Origin of the sequence: Salmonella sp. SAL04214 (assembly GCF_046550615.1) — a bacterium.
Classification (GTDB): Bacteria; Pseudomonadota; Gammaproteobacteria; order Enterobacterales; family Enterobacteriaceae; genus Salmonella; species Salmonella enterica.
In genome coordinates this window covers 184,684-207,718 of the sequence record NZ_JBGDXT010000001.1, presented here as the reverse complement: position 1 = coordinate 207,718, position 23,035 = coordinate 184,684, and the positions used below count along the sequence as shown (strand labels likewise).

Here is a 23,035-nt window from a genome sequence, read left to right as displayed (position 1 = left end):
GCAGGGAAACGATTATGGATTTTATTAAGGGATTATGGCGAGACCTACGCGCAAGACCAGTAGATACGCTGGTGAGATGGCAGGAACAGCGCTTTCTGTGGCTGTTAATGGCCATCGCGATGGGAGGGTTAATTATCCTGGCGCACTCGTTCTTCCAAATCTATCTCTACATGGCGCCGTGCGAACAGTGTGTTTACATTCGTTACGCGATGTTTGTGATGGTAATTGGCGGGGTGATTGCGGCGATAAATCCCAAAAATATCGTGCTGAAGCTGATTGGCTGCATCGCGGCGTTTTATGGCAGCATTATGGGCATTAAGTTTTCTATTAAGCTTAATGGTATCCATCATGCGGTACATAATGCGGACCCCGATTCACTTTTTGGCGTGCAAGGATGTTCGACTGACCCGACCTTTCCTTTCAACTTACCGTTGGCGGAATGGGCACCGGAGTGGTTTAAACCTACCGGAGACTGCGGTTATGACGCGCCTATCGTCCCTGATGGCGTAACGCTCAGTAGCGTACAGCAGTGGTTTGTCGATCTCTACCAGCAGTCCGAAGGCTGGTATCTGCTTCCGCCCTGGCACTTTATGAACATGGCGCAGGCATGTATGTTGGCCTTTGGGTTGTGCCTGATTCTGCTGCTGGTGATGAGCGGCGCCTGGGCATTGAAACTGGCCAGAGGCAAATAACCTGAATAGATAAACCAAAGCAGAGGTCTGCATTCAGGCCTCTGCTTTTCTCACAATAATTTTACCATTCAGCTTATTCGTCGTTCTTTGAAACTGAACGATATGGCACCGAAGGAATACAAAAAAGCCGATGACATCTCATCGGCTTTTTTCAACCATGATCCGTTCGATCAGCTGGCTTTGCGCTCATGCGCCTGGCGGTAAGCCACCAGATCTTCAATCGTGACCACCGCCATATTATGCTGGCCTGCAAACGCGATACACTCCGGCGCGCGCGCCATCGTCCCATCGTCGTTAGTCAACTCGCACAGTACACCTGCAGGTTTAAAACCGGCCAGCGTCATCAGATCGATGGTCGCCTCCGTATGACCGCCGCGCGTCAGCACGCCGCCCGCCTGAGCGCGCAGTGGGAAAACGTGCCCCGGACGGTTAAGATCGGACGGTTTTGCGCCATCCTTAATTGCCGCACGCACCGTAGTGACACGGTCAGCGGCGGAAACGCCGGTGGTCACGCCTTCTGCGGCTTCAATGGTCACGGTAAAACCGGTACCGTAGGCGCTGGTGTTGTTTTCCACCATCATTGGTAAGTCGAGCTGCTTACGACGGTCTTCAGTAATACACAGGCAAACAATACCGCTACCGTGACGAATGGTTAACGCCATCTGTTCTACGGTCATCGTCTCTGCGGGGAAAATCATATCGCCTTCGTTTTCACGATCTTCATCATCAAGCACCATCACACCGCGTCCTTCACGCAGCGCATCCAGTGCAAGTTCAACACGTTCAAAAGGCGTACCAAAAGAGGAAAGTAGCGTCTGATTCATGGTAAAAAAACCTCATTAACATTATGGTTACCAGAATCAGGGCAGTCTTAGGAGTGCCGACAAGCGGCAAAAAAATAACGTGAGCGGGTCCATGCCCGACTGGATCGTTACCCTCTCCCATCCGGACTTTAACCGTCGGCCCCGGAATTACACCGGATCTGCTGACCTTTTCGCTATGGCAAAAAGCGCTCGCGGGCTTTCAACCTGCTCTCCGCGTTCCGTCACGGCGCGCCGTGATGAGAAATGCGTTAAACATCGCTGATTTACCGCCGGTGGGGAATTTCGCCCCGCCCTGAGAATAAGCGGGTTAACTATAACGCTATTGATTACCTTCATCAACGCCTTTACTCCGTATGACGTCACACAATTCTGGTTTATGGCGTCCACATATCGCACTACAATAAGAGCTAACACTTACCAGTTCAGGGAAACCACAATGATTGACCCGAAAAAAATTGAGCAAATCGCACGCCAGGTTCATGAGTCAATGCCGAAAGGCATTCGCGAGTTCGGGGAAGATATCGAGAAAAAAATCCGTCAAACGCTGCAATCTCAGCTGACGCGTCTCGATCTGGTGAGCCGCGAAGAGTTTGATGTCCAGACTCAGGTCTTGCTGCGCACCCGGGAAAAACTGGCACTGCTGGAGCAACGCCTCAGCGAACTGGAAGCTCGCGACAAGCCTGAAGAAGTAAAACCTGCGCCCGCCATTCCGCCAGTCGATCCACAAGAGTAAAAACGTGAACGGGCCTGACGGCCCGCTCATATAAGATCTGAATAATGCCCTGCGCCTGTATAAGGGAGCCGGCATTAGTGTTCTAATTCTAACCTTTTCGCCTGAGTCGCCTGCTGGCAGTAAAGCGCGTAACGCTTGCAAAACCAGTCGCGGTGCTCCTCGTCCATATTGCCGGTTACCGCCTGAATATCAACAGGACGCCCCTCCGCCTGCATTCTGGCAAAACTGCGCGCCAGAAAATCGAAATTATTTAATGAATAGACGTTATTGTTGTTCATCAGCATACCCTCCAGTTATTGAATTCTGTTAAGGCTATATGCTTTTTCTAATTTCAGTATTTCCCTATATGTACGGTGGTTTTATACATAACGTGCGCAAATTTAATGCGCAAAATCACAATATTCACCAAAGATAACGACGGATAAATCGCTTTTCGGACTTAAGGAGATATGGGTCACATGATATTGTAACGCAGTGAAATAACAAGCATGGAAATTATCACGCGGACCCCCTTCTGAAGGCGGCGACAAGGATAGAAAATATGACCTTATTTGCGGAGTATAACAGCCCCTATCTGTTTGCCATCGCGTTCGTTTTCTTTATCGGCGTGCTGGAGATGATTTCTCTGATTTTTGGCCACTTTCTTTCAGGCGCGCTCGACGCCCATCTCGATCATTATGACGCCCTGTCATCCGGCCCTGCGGGCCAGGCGCTTCATTATCTGAATATTGGACGCGTTCCCGCACTAGTCGTCCTCTGTCTATTGGCCGGTTATTTCGGCCTCTTCGGCATTCTCATCCAGCATGGCGGGATCATGCTCTGGCAAGCGCCGCTCAGCAATCTGCTGCTGGTCCCGTTGAGCATTGTCCTGTCGGTCTTTGCCGTGCATTACAGCGGAAAAATCCTCGCGCCCTGGCTACCCAGAGATGAAAGCTCCGCCCTCCGGGAAGAGGAATTTATCGGCGGCATGGCGATTATTACCGGCCACGCCGCCGTCGCCGGTACACCTTGCGAAGGAAAATTTACCGATAAGTTCGGCCAGATTCACTATTTACTGCTGGAACCCGAAAAGGGAAAAGAATTTAAAAAAGGAGACAAGGTGCTGATTGTCTGCCGACTTTCCGCAACGCGTTATTTGGCTGAGCGTACCTTCTATGTTTAATTGAGAGGAACTTACATAATGGATGATGTTTTTGGCATATTGCCATCATGGATGTTTACCGCCATCGTGGCGGTTATCGTCTTACTAATTATCGGGATCATTTTTGCTCGCCTTTATCGCCGCGCATCTGCGGAACAGGCGTTTGTCCGTACCGGGCTTGGCGGGCAAAAAGTGGTGATGAGCGGCGGCGCTATTGTGATGCCAATCTTTCACGAAATTATTCCGATCAATATGAATACCCTAAAACTTGAAGTCAGCCGTGCTACCGTCGACAGCCTGATCACCAAAGATCGTATGCGCGTTGACGTGGTCGTTGCTTTCTTCGTGCGTGTAAAACCCTCTGTTGAAGGTATTGCTACCGCCGCACAAACGCTTGGCCAGCGAACGCTGTCGCCGGAAGATCTTCGTATGCTGGTTGAGGATAAATTCGTTGACGCCTTACGCGCTACCGCAGCCCAGATGACGATGCATGAGCTACAGGATACGCGTGAAAACTTCGTTCAGGGCGTACAAAACACCGTTGCGGAAGATTTGTCGAAAAACGGCCTGGAGCTGGAAAGCGTCTCCTTAACCAACTTTAACCAAACGTCCAAAGAGCATTTCAATCCAAACAATGCCTTTGATGCCGAAGGTCTGACGAAACTGACGCAGGAAACCGAACGCCGCCGTCGTGAACGTAATGAAGTGGAACAGGATGTGGAAGTGGCGGTGCGCGAAAAGAACCGCGACGCGCTTGAACGCAAGCTGGAAATCGAGCAGCAAGAAGCCTTTATGACTCTGGAGCAGGAGCAACAGGTTAAAACCCGCACCGCCGAACAAAACGCCAAAATTGCCGCTTTTGAGGCCGAGCGCCATCGTGAAGCAGAACAGACGCGTATTCTTGCTGAGCGGCAGATCCAGGAGACGGAGATCGAACGTGAGCAAGCAGTACGGTCCAGGAAAGTTGAGGCCGAGCGTGAAGTACGTATTAAAGAGATCGAACAGCAACAGGTGACAGAAATCGCCAACCAGACGAAATCTATCGCCATTGCCGCCAAATCCGAGCAGCAATCACAAGCGGAAGCGCGCGCCAACGACGCGCTGGCCGATGCGGTTCGCGCCCAGCAAAACGTAGAAACCACCCGCCAGACCGCCGAAGCGGATCGCGCCAAGCAGGTCGCTCTGATCGCCGCGGCGCAGGATGCGGAAACCAAAGCGGTCGAACTGACCGTCCGGGCAAAAGCAGAGAAAGAAGCGGCAGAATTGCAAGCCGCCGCCATCATCGAACTGGCGGAAGCAACGCGTAAAAAAGGTCTGGCGGAAGCCGAAGCGCAACGGGCGCTGAATGACGCTATCAACGTGCTTTCTGACGAACAAACCAGCCTCAAATTTAAACTAGCGCTCTTACAATCGTTACCTGCTGTTATTGAGAAGTCTGTTGAACCGATGAAATCCATCGACGGCATTAAGATTATTCAGGTCGATGGCCTCAATCGCGGCGCGACGGCGGGCGACGTCGCCGCTGGCGGCGCTAACGGGGGAAACCTGGCGGAACAAGCGTTATCTGCCGCGCTCACCTATCGTACCCAGGCGCCGCTGATCGATTCGCTGTTAAACGAGATTGGCATCGCTGGCGGCTCGCTAAAGGCGCTGACCACGCCGTTGGTTTCATCGGCAACGGATGAGATTAATCGCGAAGCAACGGTAAAAGAGCAATAACCCCCCGCCATATCTCCTGTCCCTGGTCATAAGACCGGGGATTTTTTTATCTTTTTTCCACCTTGTCTGTACAAAGCGTTATGACCAGCAGGCCGTTTTGCTTGGGCGATCCAGTAACGCAAAATCGGCGGGAGAAAGCCCTTGCGCCAGACAGGCCACTCACCAACAATCGCGATGTCAGCAAGGGGCTGAAACGGGAAAGCCCCTCCCGAGGAAGGGGCTTTAATAAGGAAAGGGTTATGATGCACCAGGTCATCATACTGATTGTTCTGTTACTGATAAGTTTCGCAGCTTACTAACAGCCAATCAGAGGGGGGAGAGATCCCCTCTCACCCTTATTCCTTTACTTTAGGTCGAAAAAAAAGCAGCGTCAACCGCGAGATACGCGTCGAAACAAAATGTCCGACGCGCCTTCAAAATCAGCGCCCGCAGCGTCTGTAACGCCTGATGACGCGGTTTTACTTCTCGCTCTCGGTCTGGATCTTTTTGATGATATTGGTCGTGGAACAACCATCTTCGAAGTTCAGCACCATGACTTCGCCGCCGTTGGCCCAGACCTCTTCGCTGCCCGCGATCTCTTCCGGCTTATAGTCGCCGCCTTTTACCAGCAGATCCGGCAGAATACCGGCAATCAGTCGTTGCGGCGTATCCTCTTCAAAAGAGACAACCCAGTCGACTGACTCCAGCGCGCCCAGCACGATCATACGCTGTTCGAGCGGATTAACCGGACGGCTTTCGCCTTTCAGGCGTTTAGTCGAGGCGTCACTATTGACCGCAACAATCAGGCGGTCGCCCAGTTTGCGCGCGTTCGCCAGATAAGAGACATGGCCCGCGTGCAGAATATCGAAAACGCCGTTGGTCATGACCACTTTCTCGCCACGCTTACGCGCGCTGGCGACGGCCTGTCTCAACTCCTCTTCGGTCATAACGCCGAAGCCGGTATCCGCGCGTCCGCGCACTGCGTTTTCCAGCTCAATAGGGGAAACCGTTGACGTCCCGAGTTTACCTACCACTACGCCCGCCGCCGCATTGGCGAAATAACACGCCTCTTCCAGGGTATTTCCCGCCGCCAGCGTCGCCGCCAGCACGCCGATCACCGTATCGCCCGCACCGGTAACATCATAAACTTCCTGCGCCTGCGTCGGCATATGTAGCGGCGCTTTATTCGGTTGCAGCAGCGTCATTCCCTGTTCGGAACGCGTGACCAACAGCGCGGAAAGGTCGTAATCGGCAATGAGCTTCATGCCGCGTTCAACCAGTTCGTCTTCGCTTTTACATTTCCCCGCGACCGCCTCGAATTCAGAAAGGTTTGGCGTCAGCAGCGTGGCGCCGCGGTAACGTTCAAAATCCGTTCCTTTCGGATCGATGAGCACCGGCACGCCCGCCTGGCGCGCCAGGGAAATCATAGTCTGCACGCTGGTCAGAGCGCCTTTGGCATAATCGGACAATACCAGCGCGCCGATCGATCCCAGCGCCTGGTTGATACGCTCATGCAACGGCTGCGGGTCCACCCCCTCAAAGCCTTCTTCAAAATCAAGACGAATGAGCTGCTGATTACGTGATAGCACGCGCAGTTTGGTAATCGTCGGATGCGTCGGCACAGAAACGAAGTCGCACTTCACATTGACCTCTGCCAGCGTTTTGCTCAGCGCGCGCGCGGCGTCATCAATACCCGTCAGGCCGACCAGACGGGCGTTCGCTCCCAGAGACGCAATGTTCATCGCCACGTTCGCCGCGCCGCCCGGGCGTTCCTCAACGGTATTTACCTTAACCACGGGCACCGGCGCTTCCGGTGAAATACGGCAAGTGGGGCCATACCAATAGCGATCCAGCATTACATCACCCACAACCATGACGCCTGCACGTTCAAACGCTGGCAGATTTACTTTCATTCCTGTCTCCTGAGAGATTCAAAATTTGCGCGCGATAATAGCATAATTCAAACGGCTACCAGCCACTTCCGCCAGCTTGCCTGCACCAGCGCGCGCTCTTTGCTAAAACACGTCTGCGCCACATGACCGGGAAGCTCCTGCAACGCCAGGTGGTGCAGTTCATCACGCAGTGTGGTGTAGGCTACCGTCAGCGCCTGCGCCTCGTGTTCATCCATAATGCCGTTTTGCGCCAGAAGCTCCAGGATGCGCACGTTATCAGACCAGCGCGTTAATTTAGGTTTTTCATGAGCGTAGCGCAGTACCAGATATTGCGCGATAAACTCAATATCCGTAATACCGCCTTCATCAGCTTTAATATCAAAACGATCGCGATGCTTATTGCCGAGATGCGCCCGCATTTTCTCGCGCATTTCACGCACTTCAGTCTGCAATGTCTTGCCGTCGCGCGCCGTCGTCATGATAGTGCGGCGTACCGCATCAAACTGTGAGGTAAGCTGCGGGTCGCCATATACCACGCGAGCGCGTACCAACGCCTGATGTTCCCAGGTCCAGGCTTCATGCTGCTGATAATCGGCAAACGCGTCCGCTGAAGTCACCAGCATTCCCGCCGCGCCAGAGGGGCGTAGACGCGCATCCACCTCATACAAAATGCCGGAGGAGGTGCGCGTACTGAACAGATGCATAATGCGCTGCGCCAGGCGCAGATAAAACTGCCGCCCGTCGATTTCGCGTTCGCCGTTGGTCATGACGTCCATCGGACAGTCATGCAGGAAAATGAGATCCAGATCGGAACTGTAGCCCAGCTCCCATCCGCCCAACTTGCCATAACCGACAACCGCAAACCCCCGCCCCTGGCGCTCGTCCAGATGCGCTGGCTGACCATAACGCGCAACCATTTGCGTCCACGCCTGCTGCACCACAGCATCAATCATCGCCTCCGCCAGCCATGTGAGGTGATCGCTCACTTTCATCACCGGCAGCGTACCGGCAATATCCGCCGCCGCAATCCGCAAAAGCTGTGCCTGTTTAAACTGGCGTAATGCCTCCAGTTGTTGTTCTTCGTCTTCTTCCGGCACGCGCAGTAAATATTGACGTAATTCGTCGCGGTAAGCGTCGGTAGCCGTCGGCTGATAAAGCGTGCCGGGGTCGAGCAGTTCATCAAGCAACAACGGATAACGCGCCAGTTGGCTCGCTATCATTGGCGAAGCGGCGCAGAGCATAATCAGGTGTTTCAGCGCGCCAGGAAATTCGCTCAGCAGCTCCAGATAGGTGGTGCGAGTGACAATCCCCGCCAGCAACGGCGTTATCCGCGATAGCGTAACAGCGGCGTCTTCGCGAGAACAGACATCAGCAAGCAGGTGCGGCATCAGTTGGTCCAGCACTTGCCGCCCGCGCGGGCCGATAGGGCGTTTATCCAGTTCCTTACGGAAGTCAGCGATGAGGGTCAGAACTTGTCGCCGATCCTCATCGGCTAAATGCGCCAGCACTGGCGTCGAATCATCCTCCTGTAGCGCATCCTGCCATACTTCACGCCACGGCTCTGAACGTTCTTCCTCCTGCGGGGTATCGGCTTCATCATCGCCAATTAATTCGTTGAATACGCGGCGTACATTAGCCATATGATCCGTCAGTTCGCCAACAAGCTGCGGCCAGTTCTCCGCCTTCATTCCCCAGGCCAGCCGCGCCCGATTCAGATCGTCGGCAGGCAACGTTTGCGTCTGTTCGTCATTGATGCTTTGCAGCAGATTCTCCAGACGACGTAGAAAAAGATAGGCCACGCGCAGTTGCGCCACGTCATTCTCAGGCAGCAAATGCAGCGCGGCGATAGCATCCAGCGTTGGCAGTAACGAACGCGACTGTAGCGACGGCTCGCGTCCGCCGCGGATGAGCTGGAATACCTGCACGATAAACTCAATTTCCCGAATACCGCCCGCGCCAAGTTTAATGTTGTCCTTCAAACCGCGGCGTCGCACTTCGCGGGCGATCATCCCTTTCATATTACGTAGCGACTGGATGACGCTGAAATCGATATAGCGGCGGAAAACGAAAGGCCGCAGCATGGCGCGTAATTCACGAGACCAGGCGTCGTCGTTATCGCCCATTAGCCGCGCTTTCACCATGGCGTAGCGTTCCCAGTCGCGTCCTTGCTCCTGATAGTAATCCTCCAGCGCGGCAAAACTCAGTACCAGCGGGCCGCTGTCGCCAAACGGTCGCAGGCGCATGTCCACCCGATAGACAAAACCATCCATTGTGGGCTGATCCAGCGCTTTGATCAGCCGCTGCCCGAGACGCGTAAAAAACTGGGCGTTATCGAGTTCACGACGCCCGCCCCGGGTCTCGCCATGTTCCGGCCAGGCGAAAATCAGATCGATATCAGACGAAAAATTCAGTTCGCCGCCGCCCAGCTTGCCCATGCCTAAAATCAACAGCGGCTGCGGAACGCCCTGCGGGTTACAGGGGCTTCCCCATTCGCGGCAACAGGCGGCATACAGCCAGTCGCGCGCCCCCACAATGAGCGTCTCCGCCAGATGGCTCAACTGTTGTAAAATAGTCTCATCGTCCACCAGCGACAGCGTCTGCGCCCAGGCGATGCGTACCATGATGCGACGACGAAAAAGCCTCAGTTCACGCATCAGCGAGGCGTCGTCACAGACACCTGCCAACGCCTCCTGTAACCAGCCAGCATAATGTCGCCATTCATCAGCCTGCGGCGATGCGGATTCCAGTTCGGCAAGCCACTCCGGATGCGCTATCACGCTATCCAGCGCAAAATCGCTAAATGTAAGTACTGACTTCGCCTGCACGCTAAGCGATGTCTCAGTAAATCCTTCTGGTAGGCGCTCAACAACGGTCTGCCAGTACTGCGATAAGGGTGAAGAGAGCGGCGTCATTTAGGGGATATCCTTTAAATAATGCCGGATGGCGGCATTTCGCCTGACCCGGCCTACAAGTCCGCATACCGTAAGCCTGATAAGCGCAGCGTCATCAGGCGCTTTCTACGGTTCTGATTATCGTTTTCCGCTGTGCAACCAGAACGGCTGCTGGTTAATGGCCTCATTACGGAAATGTTCAATTTCAATACGTTGCCCGGTAATAATAGCGTGACGCAATCCCTGCCAGTTCTCCAGCCATGCCTGCGCGATCATCGCATCATAATACCCAGCCAGCAGTAAAACGCTGTCGATATCGCGAGTCAAACGCGGCAACTGGTCGCGATACTTATCACCCAGCGGTTGTCCAAAAACTTTTTTTAATTCAGCAGCATGACGAGAAAGATGAATGTCGGCGAAACGCTTAAAAGAATCGGCCATTTTGGCCTGCGCCTTCGCGTCCAGAAATGGCTGCCAGGCTTTCGTCACCAGCCATTCCGTCAATGCCAGTTTCGCCATCGCCGTTTGCGTACTATAAACGGCTGTGACGGCGGACACCGCGGATGTTATCGTCGCTTCCGCCTGGGTAAGTAGATCACGTAAGTGAGTGCTCGCTTTACGTGGAACAATGCCACCAAAAAGCATTAAGGCATGGCGCACTAATCCCATAGCATCCAGCACGTGTTCTTTCGCCGACTCGTCGCCGCGCAGCCAGAGCTCTTCATGGTACTGCCACTGTGACAACGCCAGATCCAGCGAGGCCTCCAGCCCTTGCTCTACCGTGGCTTTCGCGGCGGTCCGCAGAATTGTCGTTGGTGTATTCTCTCGCGGCGCATTCCCCTGCGCCAGGTGATAACCTCGCGCCGCCTTACTCAGACTGCCCTGACGCAAACCGGTTTGCGACAGCAGTTGCTTCGCCAGTTTTAACACGGCGCGCGTATCGCCGCGAAGCAACTCAAGCTCCAGCTCACAAATCGGTTCGGCAAACTCGCCCGCTTTTACGTCGCCGAGATCGAACGCAATTTCAATCCTGCTGCCGTCAACGTCCAGACACCATTTTTCCCGGTAAAAATCGGTACTGAACAGCGGCTGTACGCTTGATGCCAGGCCGGCGGGCAGGTTGCCATCCGGCCAGACCTCCGCCGGAAGTTGCGTCAGATCCAGCACGGGTTCGCTTAGCGCGACATTGTATTCGGGTCGCTGGTGCAGCCCCCCCGTTACCCGGCCGGCAATTTTCATGGTCATTTCATAGCGCCCATTTTCACCACGAATACGCAGCCCCATATCATGGCGGCGTAGCCAGTTATCAGGCGTTTCGAAGTAGATATTCAGCAACTGGCTGGGCGCATGATGCTCGCCGCCGAGCGTATGAAGATGATTTCGCAGCGCATCTACGGCGTCGTGATTGACGATAAACTTTAATTCGATTTCCTGAGCCATGGCCTTGTACTTATGGGTTATGTCACATCTGGGAAGATTCTTGGCGAACTTACCCGCATTATTTTTGTCAGTAGATAGTATTTTGCGCCAAATTGCCATGCAACGAGCAATTTGACGGGCGTAAAAGTTTGACGTAGCGGCAAAGGCGACACAGATGATTCCGATTGATGTCGACTACTTTGCGTAGCGACACTGATGCCGTTACTATCGTTCCACTTTCTCTGACAATAACGACAGCCTGATGCCAAAATTACGCCTGATTGGACTAACTTTACTTGCGCTTAGCGCCACCGCCGTCTCTCATGCAGAAGAGACGCGTTACGTTTCTGATGAACTGAATACCTGGGTCCGCAGCGGTCCAGGAGATAATTATCGCCTTGTGGGTACCGTCAACGCCGGCGAGGAAGTCACGCTCTTACAGAGCGATGCCAACTATGGTCAAATTAAAGACAGTTCTGGTCGTACTGCCTGGATACCGTTAAAAGAACTGAATACCACGCCAAGCCTGCGTACCCGCGTGCCGGATCTGGAAAATCAGGTCAAAACGTTGACCGATAAACTCAACAATATTGATACCACGTGGAATCAGCGCACCGCCGATATGCAGCAGAAAGTGGCGCAAAGCGACAGCGTCATCAACGGGCTAAAAGAAGAGAACCAGAAGCTGAAAAACGAGCTGATTGTCGCGCAGAAAAAAGTTAGCGCCGCGAATCTGCAGCTGGATGACAAACAGCGCACCATTATTATGCAGTGGTTTATGTATGGCGGCGGCGTATTGGGTATTGGCTTGCTGTTAGGGCTGGTGCTGCCGCATATGATCCCAAGCCGTAAACGCAAAGACCGCTGGATGAACTAAATCGCCTTCTCTGCGGCACTGTCTTATCATTAGAGGATGATCGTTTTTAAAAGGAAAGTGGCGTGAAGATTTATCTGGTCGGTGGTGCGGTTCGGGATGCGTTGTTAGGGCTACCGGTTAAAGATAAAGATTGGGTCGTTGTCGGCGCCACGCCGCAGGAGATGCTTGATGCGGGCTACCAGCAGGTAGGCCGTGATTTTCCTGTGTTTCTCCATCCGCAAACTCACGAAGAATACGCGCTGGCGCGTACTGAGCGTAAATCCGGTTCCGGCTACACGGGCTTCACCTGTTATGCCGCGCCGGACGTTACCCTGGAAGCCGATCTCCAGCGTCGCGATCTGACCATTAATGCTCTGGCGCGCGACGATGATGGCCAGATTATCGACCCTTACCACGGGCGCCGGGATCTGGAGGCGCGTCTACTGCGCCATGTCTCTCCCGCGTTTGGCGAAGATCCCTTGCGCGTATTGCGCGTGGCGCGTTTTGCCGCCCGTTACGCTCATCTGAGTTTCCGTATCGCCGATGAAACACTGGCGCTAATGCGCGAAATGACCGCGGCAGGCGAGCTGGAACATCTGACGCCGGAACGGGTATGGAAAGAGACGGAAAATGCGCTTACCACCCGCAATCCGCAGGTTTACTTCCAGGTATTGCGCGACTGCGGCGCCCTGCGCGTCCTGTTTCCGGAAATCGACGCGCTGTTTGGCGTACCCGCGCCGGCAAAGTGGCATCCGGAAATTGATACCGGAGTTCATACGTTGATGACGCTGTCGATGGCCGCCATGCTCAGTCCGCAGCTTGATGTTCGTTTCGCCACGCTTTGTCATGATCTGGGCAAAGGCTTAACGCCGAAAAACCTCTGGCCGCGCCATCATGGCCACGGCCCGGCGGGCGTGAAACTGGTCGAACAGCTATGCCAGCGTTTGCGCGTCCCCAATGACCTACGTGATTTAGCTAAACTGGTCGCCGAGTACCATGATCTGATCCACACCTTTCCGATACTCCAGCCGAAAACGATCGTTAAGCTGTTTGACGCCATTGATGCATGGCGTAAACCGCAGCGCGTCGAGCAGATTGCGCTGACCAGCGAAGCCGATGTCCGTGGACGTACCGGATTTGAAGCGTCGGATTACCCGCAGGGGCGCTGGCTGCGCGAAGCCTGGCAGGTGGCCCAAGCGGTACCGACGAAAGAGGTGGTGGAGGCCGGATTTAAGGGCATTGAGATTCGCGAGGAGCTGACGAAGCGACGAATTGCAGCGGTCGCCAACTGGAAAGAGAAGCGCTGCCCGAACCCCGCCAGCTAAACGCCATCCGGCACGATAAATTGCCTGATGGCGCTGCGCTTATCAGACCGACAAAACAGTTAGGCCGGACAAGGCGGTACGCCGCCATCCGGCAGGTCAATCATCAGAAGAAAACAACGTAAACGGCAGCCGCCACCACAAAGCGGTAAATCGCAAACGGAATAAACGAGATACGCTTAATCAGTTGCAGGAAGGTCTTGATGGCGATCAGCGCCACCACAAACGCCGTCACAAAGCCCACTGCGAACATCGGAATATCCGCTGCGGTCAGGAATGACCAACTTTTGTAGAGATCCAGAACCGTTGCGCCCATCATCATCGGCACAGCCAGTAAGAACGAGAACTCAGAGGCGGCGTAACGGCTGACGCCCATCAGCATCCCACCGGAAATGGTCGCTCCGGAACGCGAGAAGCCCGGCCACAGCGCCAGACACTGGAAACAGCCAATCATAAACGCCTGACGATACGTCATATCATCCAGCCCCGGCGCGCGCGGTTCTTTCGGCTTCAGGCACTCGGCGGCAATCAGCAACAGACCGCCTACCACCAGCGCGTACATCACGTTAATCGGGTTAAATAGCGACTTGATCGTGTCATGAAAGACTAACCCCAGCACCACCGCCGGAATCATGCCCAGCAGGATGTGAATCAACGTTAATCGACCTTTACTTTCACCTTCACGCTGTAGCGGGCGGCCAAAGTGAATACCGATGAGGCCAAACAACCGCCGCCAGAACATCACCACGACCGCCAGAATAGATCCAAGTTGAATCACCACTTCGAATGTCTTGGCCGTATCGCCTTCAAACCCCAGCAGATGACCCACAATAATCATATGGCCCGTGCTGGATACCGGCAAAAACTCCGTCAATCCTTCGACCACACCCAAAATTGCCGCTATCAGCAGCGAGTGCATATCGCTCATCAATAAACCCCTAAAATGAAAAACACTGCAAAAATGGATCTCGCGTTAAGACCCCATATATAACCGTTTGGTTTAAAAAATATAAAATTATTTATTTTTATTTCAGATTATTGCCACGCTCAATAATTACCCCTACGTTCGCCGCGCGCGCGACGGCGCCAGGCTTGCTCAGTTTGATGCGAACCCACGGAGAATTGAATCGGCTAAGCAGCAGATCCGCCACCTCTTCCGCCACGCGCTCGACCAGAGCAAAACGCCCGCCTTCGACATGATTTATCACCGTGTCGGCGATATCCGCATAACTTAGACAATCTGCGACATCATCGCTTTTCGCCGACTTGCGGTTATCCCATGCCATTTCGATATCGAACACCAGTTTTTGCTCGATAGTCTGTTCCCAGTCGTAAACACCGATAGTGGTGATTACCGAAAGTTGCTCTATAAATACAATATCCATCACGACCTGCCTGCTTTTTGGCTAACCCGGATACCACTTCCGGCGAAATGTGCGTATTATCCACAGAAATAGTAAATAAAACGACACTTTCAATACGGAACAGCTTATGAGTGCAATCGCGCCTGGAATGATCCTCTTCGCGTACCTCTGCGGCTCAATTTCCAGTGCCATTCTGGTTTGCCGCATCGCCGGGCTGCCCGATCCGCGTGAAAGCGGCTCCGGCAACCCGGGCGCGACGAACGTATTACGAATCGGTGGCAAGGGAGCGGCTGTCGCGGTACTTATTTTTGACATCCTTAAAGGCATGTTGCCCGTCTGGGGCGCGTATGCGTTAGGCGTTACCCCTTTCTGGCTGGGGCTTATCGCTATCGCCGCCTGTCTGGGGCATATCTGGCCGGTCTTTTTTGGCTTTAAAGGTGGGAAAGGCGTAGCAACCGCATTTGGCGCCATTGCGCCCATCGGCTGGGATTTAACCGGCGTTATGGCTGGCACCTGGCTGCTGACGGTCCTGTTAAGCGGTTATTCATCGTTAGGGGCGATTGTCAGCGCCTTGATTGCGCCGTTTTACGTCTGGTGGTTTAAACCACAGTTCACCTTCCCGGTGTCGATGCTGTCATGTCTCATTTTGCTGCGCCATCATGACAACATCCAGCGTCTGTGGCGTCGCCAGGAGACGAAAATCTGGACGAAGCTGAAAAAGAAACGCCAGAAAGATTGAGATTGAGCTGGAACTGCGTCTGGAAGAGGGCCTCAACCGTCTGGGGATCGGCTCACAAGGGTTAACCGGCAATAGCTCGGTGATGGGCGTACATATCGAATCCGCCGCGCGTCACTCTTCCACCATTGGCGTGGTTAGGCGCGATTTTCGGCCTGATCTTCCTGGTGCTGCTGATCGTCACCGGGCTGTTGTGGATGCCCGTCGTTTTGCTGTAAACCCGTTGGGGCGGCATGATGTCGCCCCCCTTTTCCGCTTTTACGCCGCCGGCAGCTCGGCCAGCGGCCAGCGCGGACGTACCGTTACGCCAAGATCCGCCGTAACACCCGCCTTAAACCGCACCATTCCGGCATAGGCGATCATCGCCCCGTTGTCAGTACAAAACTCCGGACGCGCATAGAACACTTCGCCGCGGCGTTTTTGCATCATTTCGGCAAGCTTCGCGCGCAGCGTGCGGTTAGCGCTGACGCCGCCCGCCATGACCAGACGCTTAAAACCGGTGCTTTCCAGCGCGCGCTTGCACTTGATCATCAGCGTATCCACGACCGCATCTTCAAAAGCGCGCGCGATATCAGCGCGAGTTTGTTCGTCGTCGCCATTACTACGAATGGTGTTAGCGGCAAAGGTTTTCAGACCGGAAAAACTAAAATCCAGCCCCGGGCGATCGGTCATCGGGCGCGGAAAGACAAAACGTCCCGCCGTCCCCTGCGACGCCATTTTCGACAGCATCGGGCCGCCAGGATAATCCAGCCCCAACAATTTGGCAGTTTTATCAAACGCTTCACCGGCGGCATCGTCAATCGACTCTCCCAGCAGTTCGTACTGACCGATTCCGGTCACGCTAATGAGCTGCGTATGTCCGCCGGAGACCAGTAGCGCCACAAACGGGAATTCCGGGGGATTATCTTCCAGCATTGGCGCCAGCAGATGACCTTCCATATGGTGTACAGGAATGGCCGGCACATTCCAGGCAAATGCCAGCGAACGCCCGACGGTTGCGCCGACCAGCAGCGCGCCGACCAGGCCCGGGCCTGCGGTATAGGCCACCGCGTCGATATCGCTCGCCGTCAGACCGGCTTCTTTTAATGCCGCCTGAATCAGCGGCACGGTTTTACGCACATGATCGCGGGAAGCCAGTTCAGGCACTACGCCGCCGTAGTCAGCATGTAATTTCACCTGACTATACAATTGGTTGGCTAACAGACCTTTTTTGTCGTCGTAAATAGCGATGCCGGTTTCATCGCAAGATGTTTCAATACCCAGTACACGCATGACTTGTTTTACCTCGCTCTAATACCGCGCAGTGTAGGTCGAATGCGGGTGGATGTATACCCTCAGTCCCGACTTCGTGTATACTCCCTCACCTTATAAAAGTCCCGTTCAAAAAAGGCCGCGGTGCTTTACAAAGCAGCAGCAATTGCAGTAAAATTCCGCACCATTTTGAAATAAGCTGGCGTTGATGCCAGCGGCAAACCGAATTAATCAAAGGTGAGAGGCACATGCCGGTAATTAAAGTACGTGAAAACGAGCCGTTCGACGTAGCTCTGCGTCGCTTCAAGCGTTCCTGCGAAAAAGCAGGTGTTCTGGCGGAAGTTCGTCGTCGTGAGTTCTATGAAAAACCGACGACCGAACGTAAGCGCGCTAAAGCTTCTGCAGTGAAACGTCACGCGAAGAAACTGGCTCGCGAAAACGCACGCCGTACTCGTCTGTACTAATCTTTTGAGAGCGGGCTGCTCTCAATTCAGATCGAGTTGTAGTTGTAAGGCCGTGCTTCCGAAAGGAATGCGCGGCTTGTTTTCGTTTATGCATTAGCATATACACAAAATCATTCATGCTGCGTCCAGGCGGCAAGAGAGCAAGTCCCCGGCGCTTACGCAAGTCAGCGACAGGGGTGAGCGAACGTAGCCAACACTACGGCAGCCTGAAGAATGACGTGTATAAAAGGGGCATATGGCTGGACGAATCCCACGCGTATTCATTAATGACCTGCTGGCGAGAACCGATATCGTCGATCTGATCGACGTGCGCGTAAAACTCAAGAAACAGGGCAAGAACTATCACGCGTGTTGTCCATTCCATAATGAGAAAACCCCTTCTTTCACCGTAAACGGTGAAAAACAGTTTTATCACTGCTTTGGATGCGGCGCGCATGGCAATGCGATCGACTTTTTGATGAATTACGACAAGCTCGAATTTGTCGAAACCGTCGAAGAATTAGCGGCCATGCATAACCTGGAAATTCCCTATGAAGCAGGCACCGGGCTTAGCCAGATAGAGCGCCATCAACGGCAAAACCTCTATCAGTTGATGAATGGTCTGAATGACTTTTATCAGCAGTCGCTTACCCATCCTGCGGCAAAACCTGCGCGTGACTATCTGCAAAAGCGCGGTCTGAGCGCTGAAATTATTCAGCGTTTCGCCATTGGCTTCGCGCCGCCAGGTTGGGATAACGCGTTAAAGCGCTTCGGTAATAACAGCGATAACAAGGCATTGTTGCTGGATGCCGGGATGCTGGTCAATAACGAGCAGGGCAGCACTTACGATCGTTTCCGTAATCGGGTCATGTTCCCTATTCGGGACAAACGCGGCAGGGTGATTGGTTTTGGCGGTCGAGTTCTGGGGAACGACACGCCGAAATACCTTAACTCTCCGGAAACGGACATTTTCCATAAAGGCCGCCAGCTATATGGTCTTTATGAGGCTCAGCAATATAGTGCTGAACCGCAACGCTTGCTTGTGGTCGAAGGTTATATGGATGTCGTCGCACTAGCGCAATACGACATTAACTATGCGGTCGCTTCGCTGGGTACCTCAACCACGGCAGACCATATGCATATGTTATTCCGGGCGACGAACAACGTAATTTGCTGTTACGACGGCGACCGGGCTGGCCGTGATGCCGCCTGGAGAGCGCTGGAAACAGCAATGCCTTATATGACCGACGGTCGGCAGGTACGCTTTATGTTTTTACCTGACGGCGAAGACCCGGATACGCTGGTGCGTAAAGAAGGCAAGGCGGCTTTTGAAGCGCGGATGGAGCAGGCGCAGCCGCTCTCTACGTTTCTGTTTAATAGCCTCCTGCCGCAGGTGGATTTAAGCTCGCCGGATGGCAGCACGCAGTTAGCCGCACTGGCGCTGCCGCTCATTAATCAGGTGCCTGGCGACGCACACCGTATTCAGTTGCGCCAGACGTTGGGGCTGAAGTTAGGCATTTTCGATGATAGTCAGCTTGATCGTTTAGTGCCAAAACAGGCGGAAAGCGGCGTTTCCCGCCCGGCTCCGCAGCTAAAACGCACGACCATGCGTATACTGATAGGATTACTGGTGCAAAACCCAGATCTCGCGCCGTTAGTGCCGCCATTAGACGCGCTGGATCAGAATAAGCTGCCTGGACTTGGCTTATTTAAAGAATTGGTCAAAACTTGTTTGGCTCAGCCAGGTCTTACTACCGGACAACTTCTGGAACTCTACCGTGGCACAAATGATGCTGCGACCCTTGAAAAATTATCGATGTGGGACGATATAGCAGATAAGGCGATTGCCGAAAAAACCTTTACCGACTCACTCAACCATATGTTTGATTCGCTGCTGCAACTGCGACAAGAAGAGCTGATCGCTCGCGATCGCACTCATGGTTTAAGCAGCGAAGAACGCCGAGAGCTCTGGACGTTAAACCAGGAGCTGGCCAGAAAATGAATTTAACGGCTTAAATGCCGCATATCGATCGGGAAGCCCCCGACAGCCGCAGTGAGAGGCAGCGGCCAAAATATAAGTATGCCCTCGCTTTAAATGTCGACAGCTATACCGTCGACACCAATCAAACGAATAAGTGTGGATACCGTCTTATGGAGCAAAACCCGCAGTCACAGCTGAAACTTCTTGTCACCCGTGGTAAGGAGCAAGGCTATCTGACCTATGCTGAGGTCAATGACCATCTGCCGGAAGATATCGTCGATTCAGATCAAATTGAAGATATCATCCAAATGATCAACGACATGGGTATTCAGGTAATGGAAGAAGCGCCTGATGCCGATGATCTGCTGCTGGCTGAAAATACCACCAGCACCGATGAAGATGCGGAAGAAGCTGCTGCACAAGTTCTGTCCAGTGTTGAGTCTGAAATCGGTCGTACGACTGACCCGGTACGCATGTATATGCGTGAAATGGGCACTGTTGAACTGTTGACCCGGGAAGGCGAAATCGACATCGCTAAACGTATCGAAGACGGGATCAACCAGGTTCAATGCTCCGTTGCCGAATACCCGGAAGCCATTACCTATCTGCTGGAACAGTACGATCGCGTTGAGGCTGAAGAGGCTCGTTTGTCCGATCTTATCACCGGCTTTGTCGATCCGAACGCGGAAGAAGAGATGGCGCCGACCGCAACTCACGTCGGTTCTGAACTCTCCCAGGAAGACCTGGATGATGACGAAGACGAAGATGAAGAAGACGGCGACGATGACGCCGCCGATGACGACAACAGCATTGACCCTGAACTGGCACGCGAAAAATTCGCTGAGCTGCGCGCGCAATACGTCGTTACGCGCGACACCATCAAAGCGAAAGGCCGCAGCCATGCTGCCGCGCAGGAAGAGATTCTGAAGCTGTCTGAAGTGTTCAAACAGTTCCGTCTGGTACCGAAGCAATTCGACTATCTGGTCAACAGTATGCGCGTGATGATGGATCGCGTGCGTACTCAGGAACGTCTGATCATGAAGCTCTGCGTCGAGCAGTGCAAAATGCCGAAGAAGAACTTTATCACGCTGTTTACCGGTAACGAAACCAGCGAAACCTGGTTCAACGCCGCTATCGCGATGAACAAACCGTGGTCGGAAAAACTGCACGATGTCGCGGAAGAAGTGCAACGCTGTCTGCAAAAACTGCGGCAGATTGAAGAAGAGACCGGTCTGACCATCGAACAGGTGAAAGACATCAACCGTCGCATGTCTATCGGGGAAGCGAAAGCCCGCCGTGCTAAGAAAGAGATGGTTGAAGCGAACTTGCGTCTGGTTATTTCTATCGCTAAGAAATACACCAACCGTGGCTTGCAGTTCCTTGACCTGATTCAGGAAGGCAACATCGGTCTGATGAAAGCGGTAGATAAATTTGAATACCGTCGTGGTTACAAGTTCTCCACCTACGCTACCTGGTGGATTCGTCAGGCGATCACCCGCTCTATCGCCGATCAGGCGCGCACCATCCGTATTCCGGTGCATATGATTGAGACCATCAACAAGCTCAACCGTATTTCTCGCCAGATGCTGCAAGAGATGGGCCGCGAGCCAACGCCGGAAGAGCTGGCTGAACGGATGCTGATGCCGGAAGATAAAATTCGTAAGGTGCTGAAGATTGCCAAAGAGCCAATCTCCATGGAAACGCCGATCGGCGACGATGAAGATTCGCATCTGGGTGATTTCATCGAGGATACCACCCTCGAGCTGCCGCTGGACTCTGCCACTACCGAGAGCCTGCGTGCCGCCACTCACGACGTTTTGGCTGGCCTGACCGCTCGTGAAGCGAAAGTGCTGCGTATGCGTTTCGGTATCGATATGAACACCGACCACACGCTGGAAGAAGTGGGTAAACAGTTCGATGTTACCCGCGAACGTATCCGTCAGATCGAAGCGAAGGCGCTGCGTAAACTGCGCCACCCGAGCCGTTCTGAAGTGCTGCGCAGCTTCCTCGACGATTAATTCGCCGTACACGTATAAACGCCGCCGCAAGGCGGCGTTTTTTTATCAGGCCATGCGCAAGCGCCCTATTTGGCCTGCAGAATTTCTACACAGCGCGAGTATTCGCGCCCTCATTCCCCATTGCTATAGCCCACGCATAATGAGCGCTTGATCCAGTTCGCGATAGGCCTCGACCAGTTTTTCCGTTTTAATTCGGTTTAAGCCGCTGGGATTCGGCAACACCCACACCATCGTCGCGCCAATGGCGATCTTTTGTTTACCCCAGGCGATACCGCGCTGGCTGAATCCCTGTTCAAAAGCCTGTTTACCAAGCACCGCCAGCGCCGCGGGCTGATAGTCCTCTATCTTTTCAATCAGGTTGCGTCCGCCGCTACGTAATTCATGCAACTTCACCTCAGTCGCTTGTACCGTCGGTCGGTCGACGAGTTTCGTTACCCCGCAGCGAAAATCCAGTAATTTTTCCGCCTCTTCCGGTTTCAACTGCCGATCGGTGAAACCGGCCAAATGAATAACTTTCCAAAAACGATTCGCGGGATGTGCAAACGGAAAGCCGGTATTCGCCGAGGAGAGTCCCGGATTGATGCCGCAAAAAACCACCCGTAGCCCTGGCGCCAGTATGTCCTTAACCATTATTACTCCTGAGCAATACAACGTTCTTTAAGTATAACGGGTTGAAAACACATTGTTTATAAAAACAGCACCCGCACGGTTACGGCTGGATTACAGCGTAAAGTTACATTATAATCCACCGCCACGGCCCCTTAGCTCAGTGGTTAGAGCAGGCGACTCATAATCGCTTGGTCGCTGGTTCAAGTCCAGCAGGGGCCACCAAATTTTAGCTTTAAAATCATATAATTAAGCCACTCTAAAGAGTGGCTTTTTTGTTTCTGACAGGGCTCGCCCCATACCGCTATTTACGATGCCAATAGGCTGCCGCACGTACCAGGTGTGGATCAAACCCCTTTTCAAAGCACTGACTTAAACGTTTTACCGTTTTGCCTTCGCCAGTAATCCAGATGAAATAGTCTGATTCTGGTATTGTCAGCTGCGACAGGCGCGTTTGCATTGCCTGTTCATCGCCGCCAACAACATATTCCACAGTAATATCCGTCAAATGGGCGAGATAATCGCGGTATGCCGCATCCTGAATGCTCACCAGCGCGGTTACCGCAGGGCGCGCAGGCAGACGGCTAAGCGATTCCAGACGACGACGTAGCGCAGGCATACCGGACTCATCGCAGACATAAACCTGACAAGCATAATCTTCCGGCACCACCAGCGAACCGCGCGGCCCGCCGATCGTCAGTGTATCGCCTTCACGGGCTTCCATTGCCCAACGGCTGGCTACGCCGCCATCGTGGATAAAGAAATCCAGCGCCAGCTCGCGACGCGCCTCGTCATACAGCGGCGTGTAATCCCTGGAGACCGGACGAACGCCCTCCCCCCAGATAATGCCTTCCTCAGTGACTGTCGGGAGCGTAAAGCGACAGCCTGGCTCAGGGAAAAAAACTTTCGTGTGATCGTCAAAGCCCAGGGAGGTGAAACCGTCCAGCGCCTCGCCGCCAAGTACGATCCGCTGAAATCCTGCGCTAATACGTTCTACCCGCAGAACGGTCAGCTCGCGAAAACGCAGTTCATTACGAACACGTTGTGGGTAGCGTACGGATGATGTCGTCATTTTTTGCCTTCGTGAAGTAATACGATATATCTAAATTAAAGTTTTAAATGATAATGATTGTTAATCAGTAAAAATGCAACTGTTTTTTGATAGTGT

The 23,035-nt window shown here is 53.5% G+C and carries 21 protein-coding genes, 1 tRNA gene, 2 pseudogenes and 1 riboswitch; of the genes and pseudogenes, 14 read left to right on the top strand and 10 right to left on the bottom strand.

What is annotated here, in order from left to right:
* The first annotated feature begins 14 nt into the window (after positions 1–14).
* Positions 15–692 (top strand): protein-disulfide oxidoreductase DsbI, encoded by a 678-nt coding sequence (dsbI, locus tag ACLJQD_RS01025; RefSeq protein WP_000345576.1) that lies wholly within the window; start codon positions 15–17, stop codon positions 690–692.
* A gap of 170 nt (positions 693–862) precedes the next feature.
* Here the strand turns inward: dsbI and ribB are convergent, their stop codons facing one another.
* Positions 863–1,516 carry a 3,4-dihydroxy-2-butanone-4-phosphate synthase gene (ribB, locus tag ACLJQD_RS01020; protein ID WP_001076978.1) on the bottom strand — a complete coding sequence of 218 codons (654 nt, stop codon included), beginning with the start codon at positions 1,514–1,516 and terminating at the stop codon, positions 863–865.
* Positions 1,517–1,621: 105 nt separating this feature from the next.
* Positions 1,622–1,820, bottom strand: a riboswitch (FMN riboswitch).
* 132 nt (positions 1,821–1,952) lie between these two features.
* Here ribB and ubiK point away from each other — a divergent pair.
* Positions 1,953–2,249: a ubiquinone biosynthesis accessory factor UbiK gene (ubiK, locus tag ACLJQD_RS01015; RefSeq protein ID WP_000566824.1), complete on the top strand. Its 297-nt coding sequence runs from the start codon at positions 1,953–1,955 to the stop codon at positions 2,247–2,249.
* A 74-nt stretch (positions 2,250–2,323) separates the two neighbouring features.
* On the opposite strand, the gene glgS is transcribed toward ubiK, so the two are convergent.
* Positions 2,324–2,533, bottom strand: coding sequence for a cell surface composition regulator GlgS (gene glgS, locus ACLJQD_RS01010; RefSeq protein WP_000928927.1), 210 nt, complete (start codon positions 2,531–2,533; stop codon positions 2,324–2,326).
* A 257-nt stretch (positions 2,534–2,790) separates the two neighbouring features.
* Between glgS and ACLJQD_RS01005 the strand changes: the two genes are divergently transcribed.
* From ACLJQD_RS01005 to ACLJQD_RS00995, 3 genes are all read left to right on the top strand, one after another.
* Positions 2,791–3,411 (top strand): OB-fold-containig protein, encoded by a 621-nt coding sequence (locus ACLJQD_RS01005; protein WP_000171739.1) that lies wholly within the window; start codon positions 2,791–2,793, stop codon positions 3,409–3,411.
* An 18-nt stretch (positions 3,412–3,429) separates the two neighbouring features.
* Complete coding sequence (locus ACLJQD_RS01000; RefSeq protein WP_000342879.1) at positions 3,430–5,109, top strand: flotillin family protein; 1,680 nt, start codon at positions 3,430–3,432, stop codon at positions 5,107–5,109.
* Positions 5,110–5,348: 239 nt separating this feature from the next.
* Complete coding sequence (locus tag ACLJQD_RS00995; protein ID WP_001804776.1) at positions 5,349–5,408, top strand: type I toxin-antitoxin system Ibs family toxin; 60 nt, start codon at positions 5,349–5,351, stop codon at positions 5,406–5,408.
* A 159-nt stretch (positions 5,409–5,567) separates the two neighbouring features.
* Here the strand turns inward: ACLJQD_RS00995 and hldE are convergent, their stop codons facing one another.
* The 3 genes from hldE to ACLJQD_RS00980 form a co-directional block, all read right to left on the bottom strand.
* On the bottom strand, positions 5,568–7,001 hold the full coding sequence (gene hldE / locus ACLJQD_RS00990) for a bifunctional D-glycero-beta-D-manno-heptose-7-phosphate kinase/D-glycero-beta-D-manno-heptose 1-phosphate adenylyltransferase HldE (RefSeq protein ID WP_000867682.1): 1,434 nt from the start codon (positions 6,999–7,001) through the stop codon (positions 5,568–5,570).
* A 47-nt stretch (positions 7,002–7,048) separates the two neighbouring features.
* Entirely contained in the window at positions 7,049–9,892 is a 2,844-nt protein-coding gene (gene glnE / locus ACLJQD_RS00985) for a bifunctional [glutamate--ammonia ligase]-adenylyl-L-tyrosine phosphorylase/[glutamate--ammonia-ligase] adenylyltransferase (RefSeq protein WP_017441051.1), read from the bottom strand.
* A gap of 117 nt (positions 9,893–10,009) precedes the next feature.
* Complete coding sequence (locus ACLJQD_RS00980) at positions 10,010–11,311, bottom strand: inorganic triphosphatase (protein ID WP_017441050.1); 1,302 nt, start codon at positions 11,309–11,311, stop codon at positions 10,010–10,012.
* A gap of 241 nt (positions 11,312–11,552) precedes the next feature.
* On the opposite strand from ACLJQD_RS00980, the gene ACLJQD_RS00975 reads away from it, so the two are divergent.
* From ACLJQD_RS00975 to ACLJQD_RS00965, 3 genes and pseudogenes are all read left to right on the top strand, one after another.
* Positions 11,553–12,167 (top strand): TIGR04211 family SH3 domain-containing protein, encoded by a 615-nt coding sequence (locus ACLJQD_RS00975; RefSeq protein WP_001125344.1) that lies wholly within the window; start codon positions 11,553–11,555, stop codon positions 12,165–12,167.
* A 62-nt stretch (positions 12,168–12,229) separates the two neighbouring features.
* On the top strand, positions 12,230–13,471 hold the full coding sequence (locus tag ACLJQD_RS00970) for a multifunctional CCA addition/repair protein (protein WP_000708447.1): 1,242 nt from the start codon (positions 12,230–12,232) through the stop codon (positions 13,469–13,471).
* 20 nt (positions 13,472–13,491) lie between these two features.
* Positions 13,492–13,576: pseudogene (locus ACLJQD_RS00965) on the top strand (hypothetical protein); the annotation flags it as partial.
* Here ACLJQD_RS00965 and bacA read toward each other — a convergent pair.
* Together bacA and folB are read right to left on the bottom strand one after the other, a co-directional pair.
* Positions 13,575–14,396: an undecaprenyl-diphosphate phosphatase gene (gene bacA, locus ACLJQD_RS00960; protein ID WP_001281933.1), complete on the bottom strand. Its 822-nt coding sequence runs from the start codon at positions 14,394–14,396 to the stop codon at positions 13,575–13,577. The pseudogene ACLJQD_RS00965 and the gene bacA sit on opposite strands and share 2 nt — an antisense overlap.
* Positions 14,397–14,493: 97 nt before the next feature.
* On the bottom strand, positions 14,494–14,853 hold the full coding sequence (folB, locus tag ACLJQD_RS00955) for a bifunctional dihydroneopterin aldolase/7,8-dihydroneopterin epimerase (RefSeq protein ID WP_000355776.1): 360 nt from the start codon (positions 14,851–14,853) through the stop codon (positions 14,494–14,496).
* Between the two features lie 106 nt (positions 14,854–14,959).
* On the opposite strand from folB, the gene plsY reads away from it, so the two are divergent.
* Together plsY and ACLJQD_RS00945 are read left to right on the top strand one after the other, a co-directional pair.
* Complete coding sequence (gene plsY / locus ACLJQD_RS00950; protein WP_001272784.1) at positions 14,960–15,571, top strand: glycerol-3-phosphate 1-O-acyltransferase PlsY; 612 nt, start codon at positions 14,960–14,962, stop codon at positions 15,569–15,571.
* A 4-nt stretch (positions 15,572–15,575) separates the two neighbouring features.
* Positions 15,576–15,704, top strand: a pseudogene (locus tag ACLJQD_RS00945) (fumarate hydratase); the annotation flags it as partial.
* A gap of 122 nt (positions 15,705–15,826) precedes the next feature.
* Here the strand turns inward: ACLJQD_RS00945 and tsaD are convergent.
* Positions 15,827–16,840, bottom strand: coding sequence for a tRNA (adenosine(37)-N6)-threonylcarbamoyltransferase complex transferase subunit TsaD (gene tsaD / locus ACLJQD_RS00940; RefSeq protein WP_001264391.1), 1,014 nt, complete (start codon positions 16,838–16,840; stop codon positions 15,827–15,829).
* 227 nt (positions 16,841–17,067) lie between these two features.
* Here tsaD and rpsU point away from each other — a divergent pair, with 227 nt between their 5' ends.
* The 3 genes from rpsU (at position 17,068) to rpoD (ending at position 21,261) form a co-directional block, all read left to right on the top strand.
* On the top strand, positions 17,068–17,283 hold the full coding sequence (gene rpsU, locus ACLJQD_RS00935) for a 30S ribosomal protein S21 (RefSeq protein WP_001144069.1): 216 nt from the start codon (positions 17,068–17,070) through the stop codon (positions 17,281–17,283).
* A 235-nt stretch (positions 17,284–17,518) separates the two neighbouring features.
* Entirely contained in the window at positions 17,519–19,264 is a 1,746-nt protein-coding gene (gene dnaG / locus ACLJQD_RS00930) for a DNA primase (RefSeq protein ID WP_000918865.1), read from the top strand.
* 14 nt (positions 19,265–19,278) lie between these two features.
* Positions 19,279–21,261, top strand: coding sequence for an RNA polymerase sigma factor RpoD (gene rpoD / locus ACLJQD_RS00925; protein ID WP_001120159.1), 1,983 nt, complete (start codon positions 19,279–19,281; stop codon positions 21,259–21,261).
* 123 nt (positions 21,262–21,384) lie between these two features.
* On the opposite strand, the gene mug is transcribed toward rpoD, so the two are convergent.
* On the bottom strand, positions 21,385–21,891 hold the full coding sequence (gene mug / locus ACLJQD_RS00920; RefSeq protein ID WP_000237776.1) for a G/U mismatch-specific DNA glycosylase: 507 nt from the start codon (positions 21,889–21,891) through the stop codon (positions 21,385–21,387).
* A 125-nt stretch (positions 21,892–22,016) separates the two neighbouring features.
* Here mug and ACLJQD_RS00915 point away from each other — a divergent pair.
* Positions 22,017–22,092: transfer RNA gene (locus tag ACLJQD_RS00915), tRNA-Ile, on the top strand.
* Positions 22,093–22,171: 79 nt separating this feature from the next.
* Here ACLJQD_RS00915 and ACLJQD_RS00910 read toward each other — a convergent pair.
* Positions 22,172–22,939, bottom strand: coding sequence for a siderophore-interacting protein (locus ACLJQD_RS00910; protein ID WP_017441493.1), 768 nt, complete (start codon positions 22,937–22,939; stop codon positions 22,172–22,174).
* Positions 22,940–23,035 lie beyond the last annotated feature (96 nt).

What these genes read in the sequence shown, in the direction of transcription:
- dnaG (WP_000918865.1), top strand. Translation starts at nt 17,519, where the DNA reads ATGGCTGGACGAATCCCACGCGTATTCATTAATGACCTGCTGGCGAGA.
- bacA (WP_001281933.1), bottom strand. Translation starts at nt 14,396, where the DNA reads ATGAGCGATATGCACTCGCTGCTGATAGCGGCAATTTTGGGTGTGGTC.
- dsbI (WP_000345576.1), top strand. Translation starts at nt 15, where the DNA reads ATGGATTTTATTAAGGGATTATGGCGAGACCTACGCGCAAGACCAGTA.
- ACLJQD_RS01000 (WP_000342879.1), top strand. Translation starts at nt 3,430, where the DNA reads ATGGATGATGTTTTTGGCATATTGCCATCATGGATGTTTACCGCCATC.
- folB (WP_000355776.1), bottom strand. Translation starts at nt 14,853, where the DNA reads ATGGATATTGTATTTATAGAGCAACTTTCGGTAATCACCACTATCGGT.
- rpoD (WP_001120159.1), top strand. Translation starts at nt 19,279, where the DNA reads ATGCCGCATATCGATCGGGAAGCCCCCGACAGCCGCAGTGAGAGGCAG.
- mug (WP_000237776.1), bottom strand. Translation starts at nt 21,891, where the DNA reads ATGGTTAAGGACATACTGGCGCCAGGGCTACGGGTGGTTTTTTGCGGC.
- tsaD (WP_001264391.1), bottom strand. Translation starts at nt 16,840, where the DNA reads ATGCGTGTACTGGGTATTGAAACATCTTGCGATGAAACCGGCATCGCT.
- ACLJQD_RS00975 (WP_001125344.1), top strand. Translation starts at nt 11,553, where the DNA reads ATGCCAAAATTACGCCTGATTGGACTAACTTTACTTGCGCTTAGCGCC.
- hldE (WP_000867682.1), bottom strand. Translation starts at nt 7,001, where the DNA reads ATGAAAGTAAATCTGCCAGCGTTTGAACGTGCAGGCGTCATGGTTGTG.
- ribB (WP_001076978.1), bottom strand. Translation starts at nt 1,516, where the DNA reads ATGAATCAGACGCTACTTTCCTCTTTTGGTACGCCTTTTGAACGTGTT.
- plsY (WP_001272784.1), top strand. Translation starts at nt 14,960, where the DNA reads ATGAGTGCAATCGCGCCTGGAATGATCCTCTTCGCGTACCTCTGCGGC.
- glnE (WP_017441051.1), bottom strand. Translation starts at nt 9,892, where the DNA reads ATGACGCCGCTCTCTTCACCCTTATCGCAGTACTGGCAGACCGTTGTT.
- ubiK (WP_000566824.1), top strand. Translation starts at nt 1,953, where the DNA reads ATGATTGACCCGAAAAAAATTGAGCAAATCGCACGCCAGGTTCATGAG.
- glgS (WP_000928927.1), bottom strand. Translation starts at nt 2,533, where the DNA reads ATGCTGATGAACAACAATAACGTCTATTCATTAAATAATTTCGATTTT.
- ACLJQD_RS00910 (WP_017441493.1), bottom strand. Translation starts at nt 22,939, where the DNA reads ATGACGACATCATCCGTACGCTACCCACAACGTGTTCGTAATGAACTG.
- rpsU (WP_001144069.1), top strand. Translation starts at nt 17,068, where the DNA reads ATGCCGGTAATTAAAGTACGTGAAAACGAGCCGTTCGACGTAGCTCTG.
- ACLJQD_RS01005 (WP_000171739.1), top strand. Translation starts at nt 2,791, where the DNA reads ATGACCTTATTTGCGGAGTATAACAGCCCCTATCTGTTTGCCATCGCG.
- ACLJQD_RS00980 (WP_017441050.1), bottom strand. Translation starts at nt 11,311, where the DNA reads ATGGCTCAGGAAATCGAATTAAAGTTTATCGTCAATCACGACGCCGTA.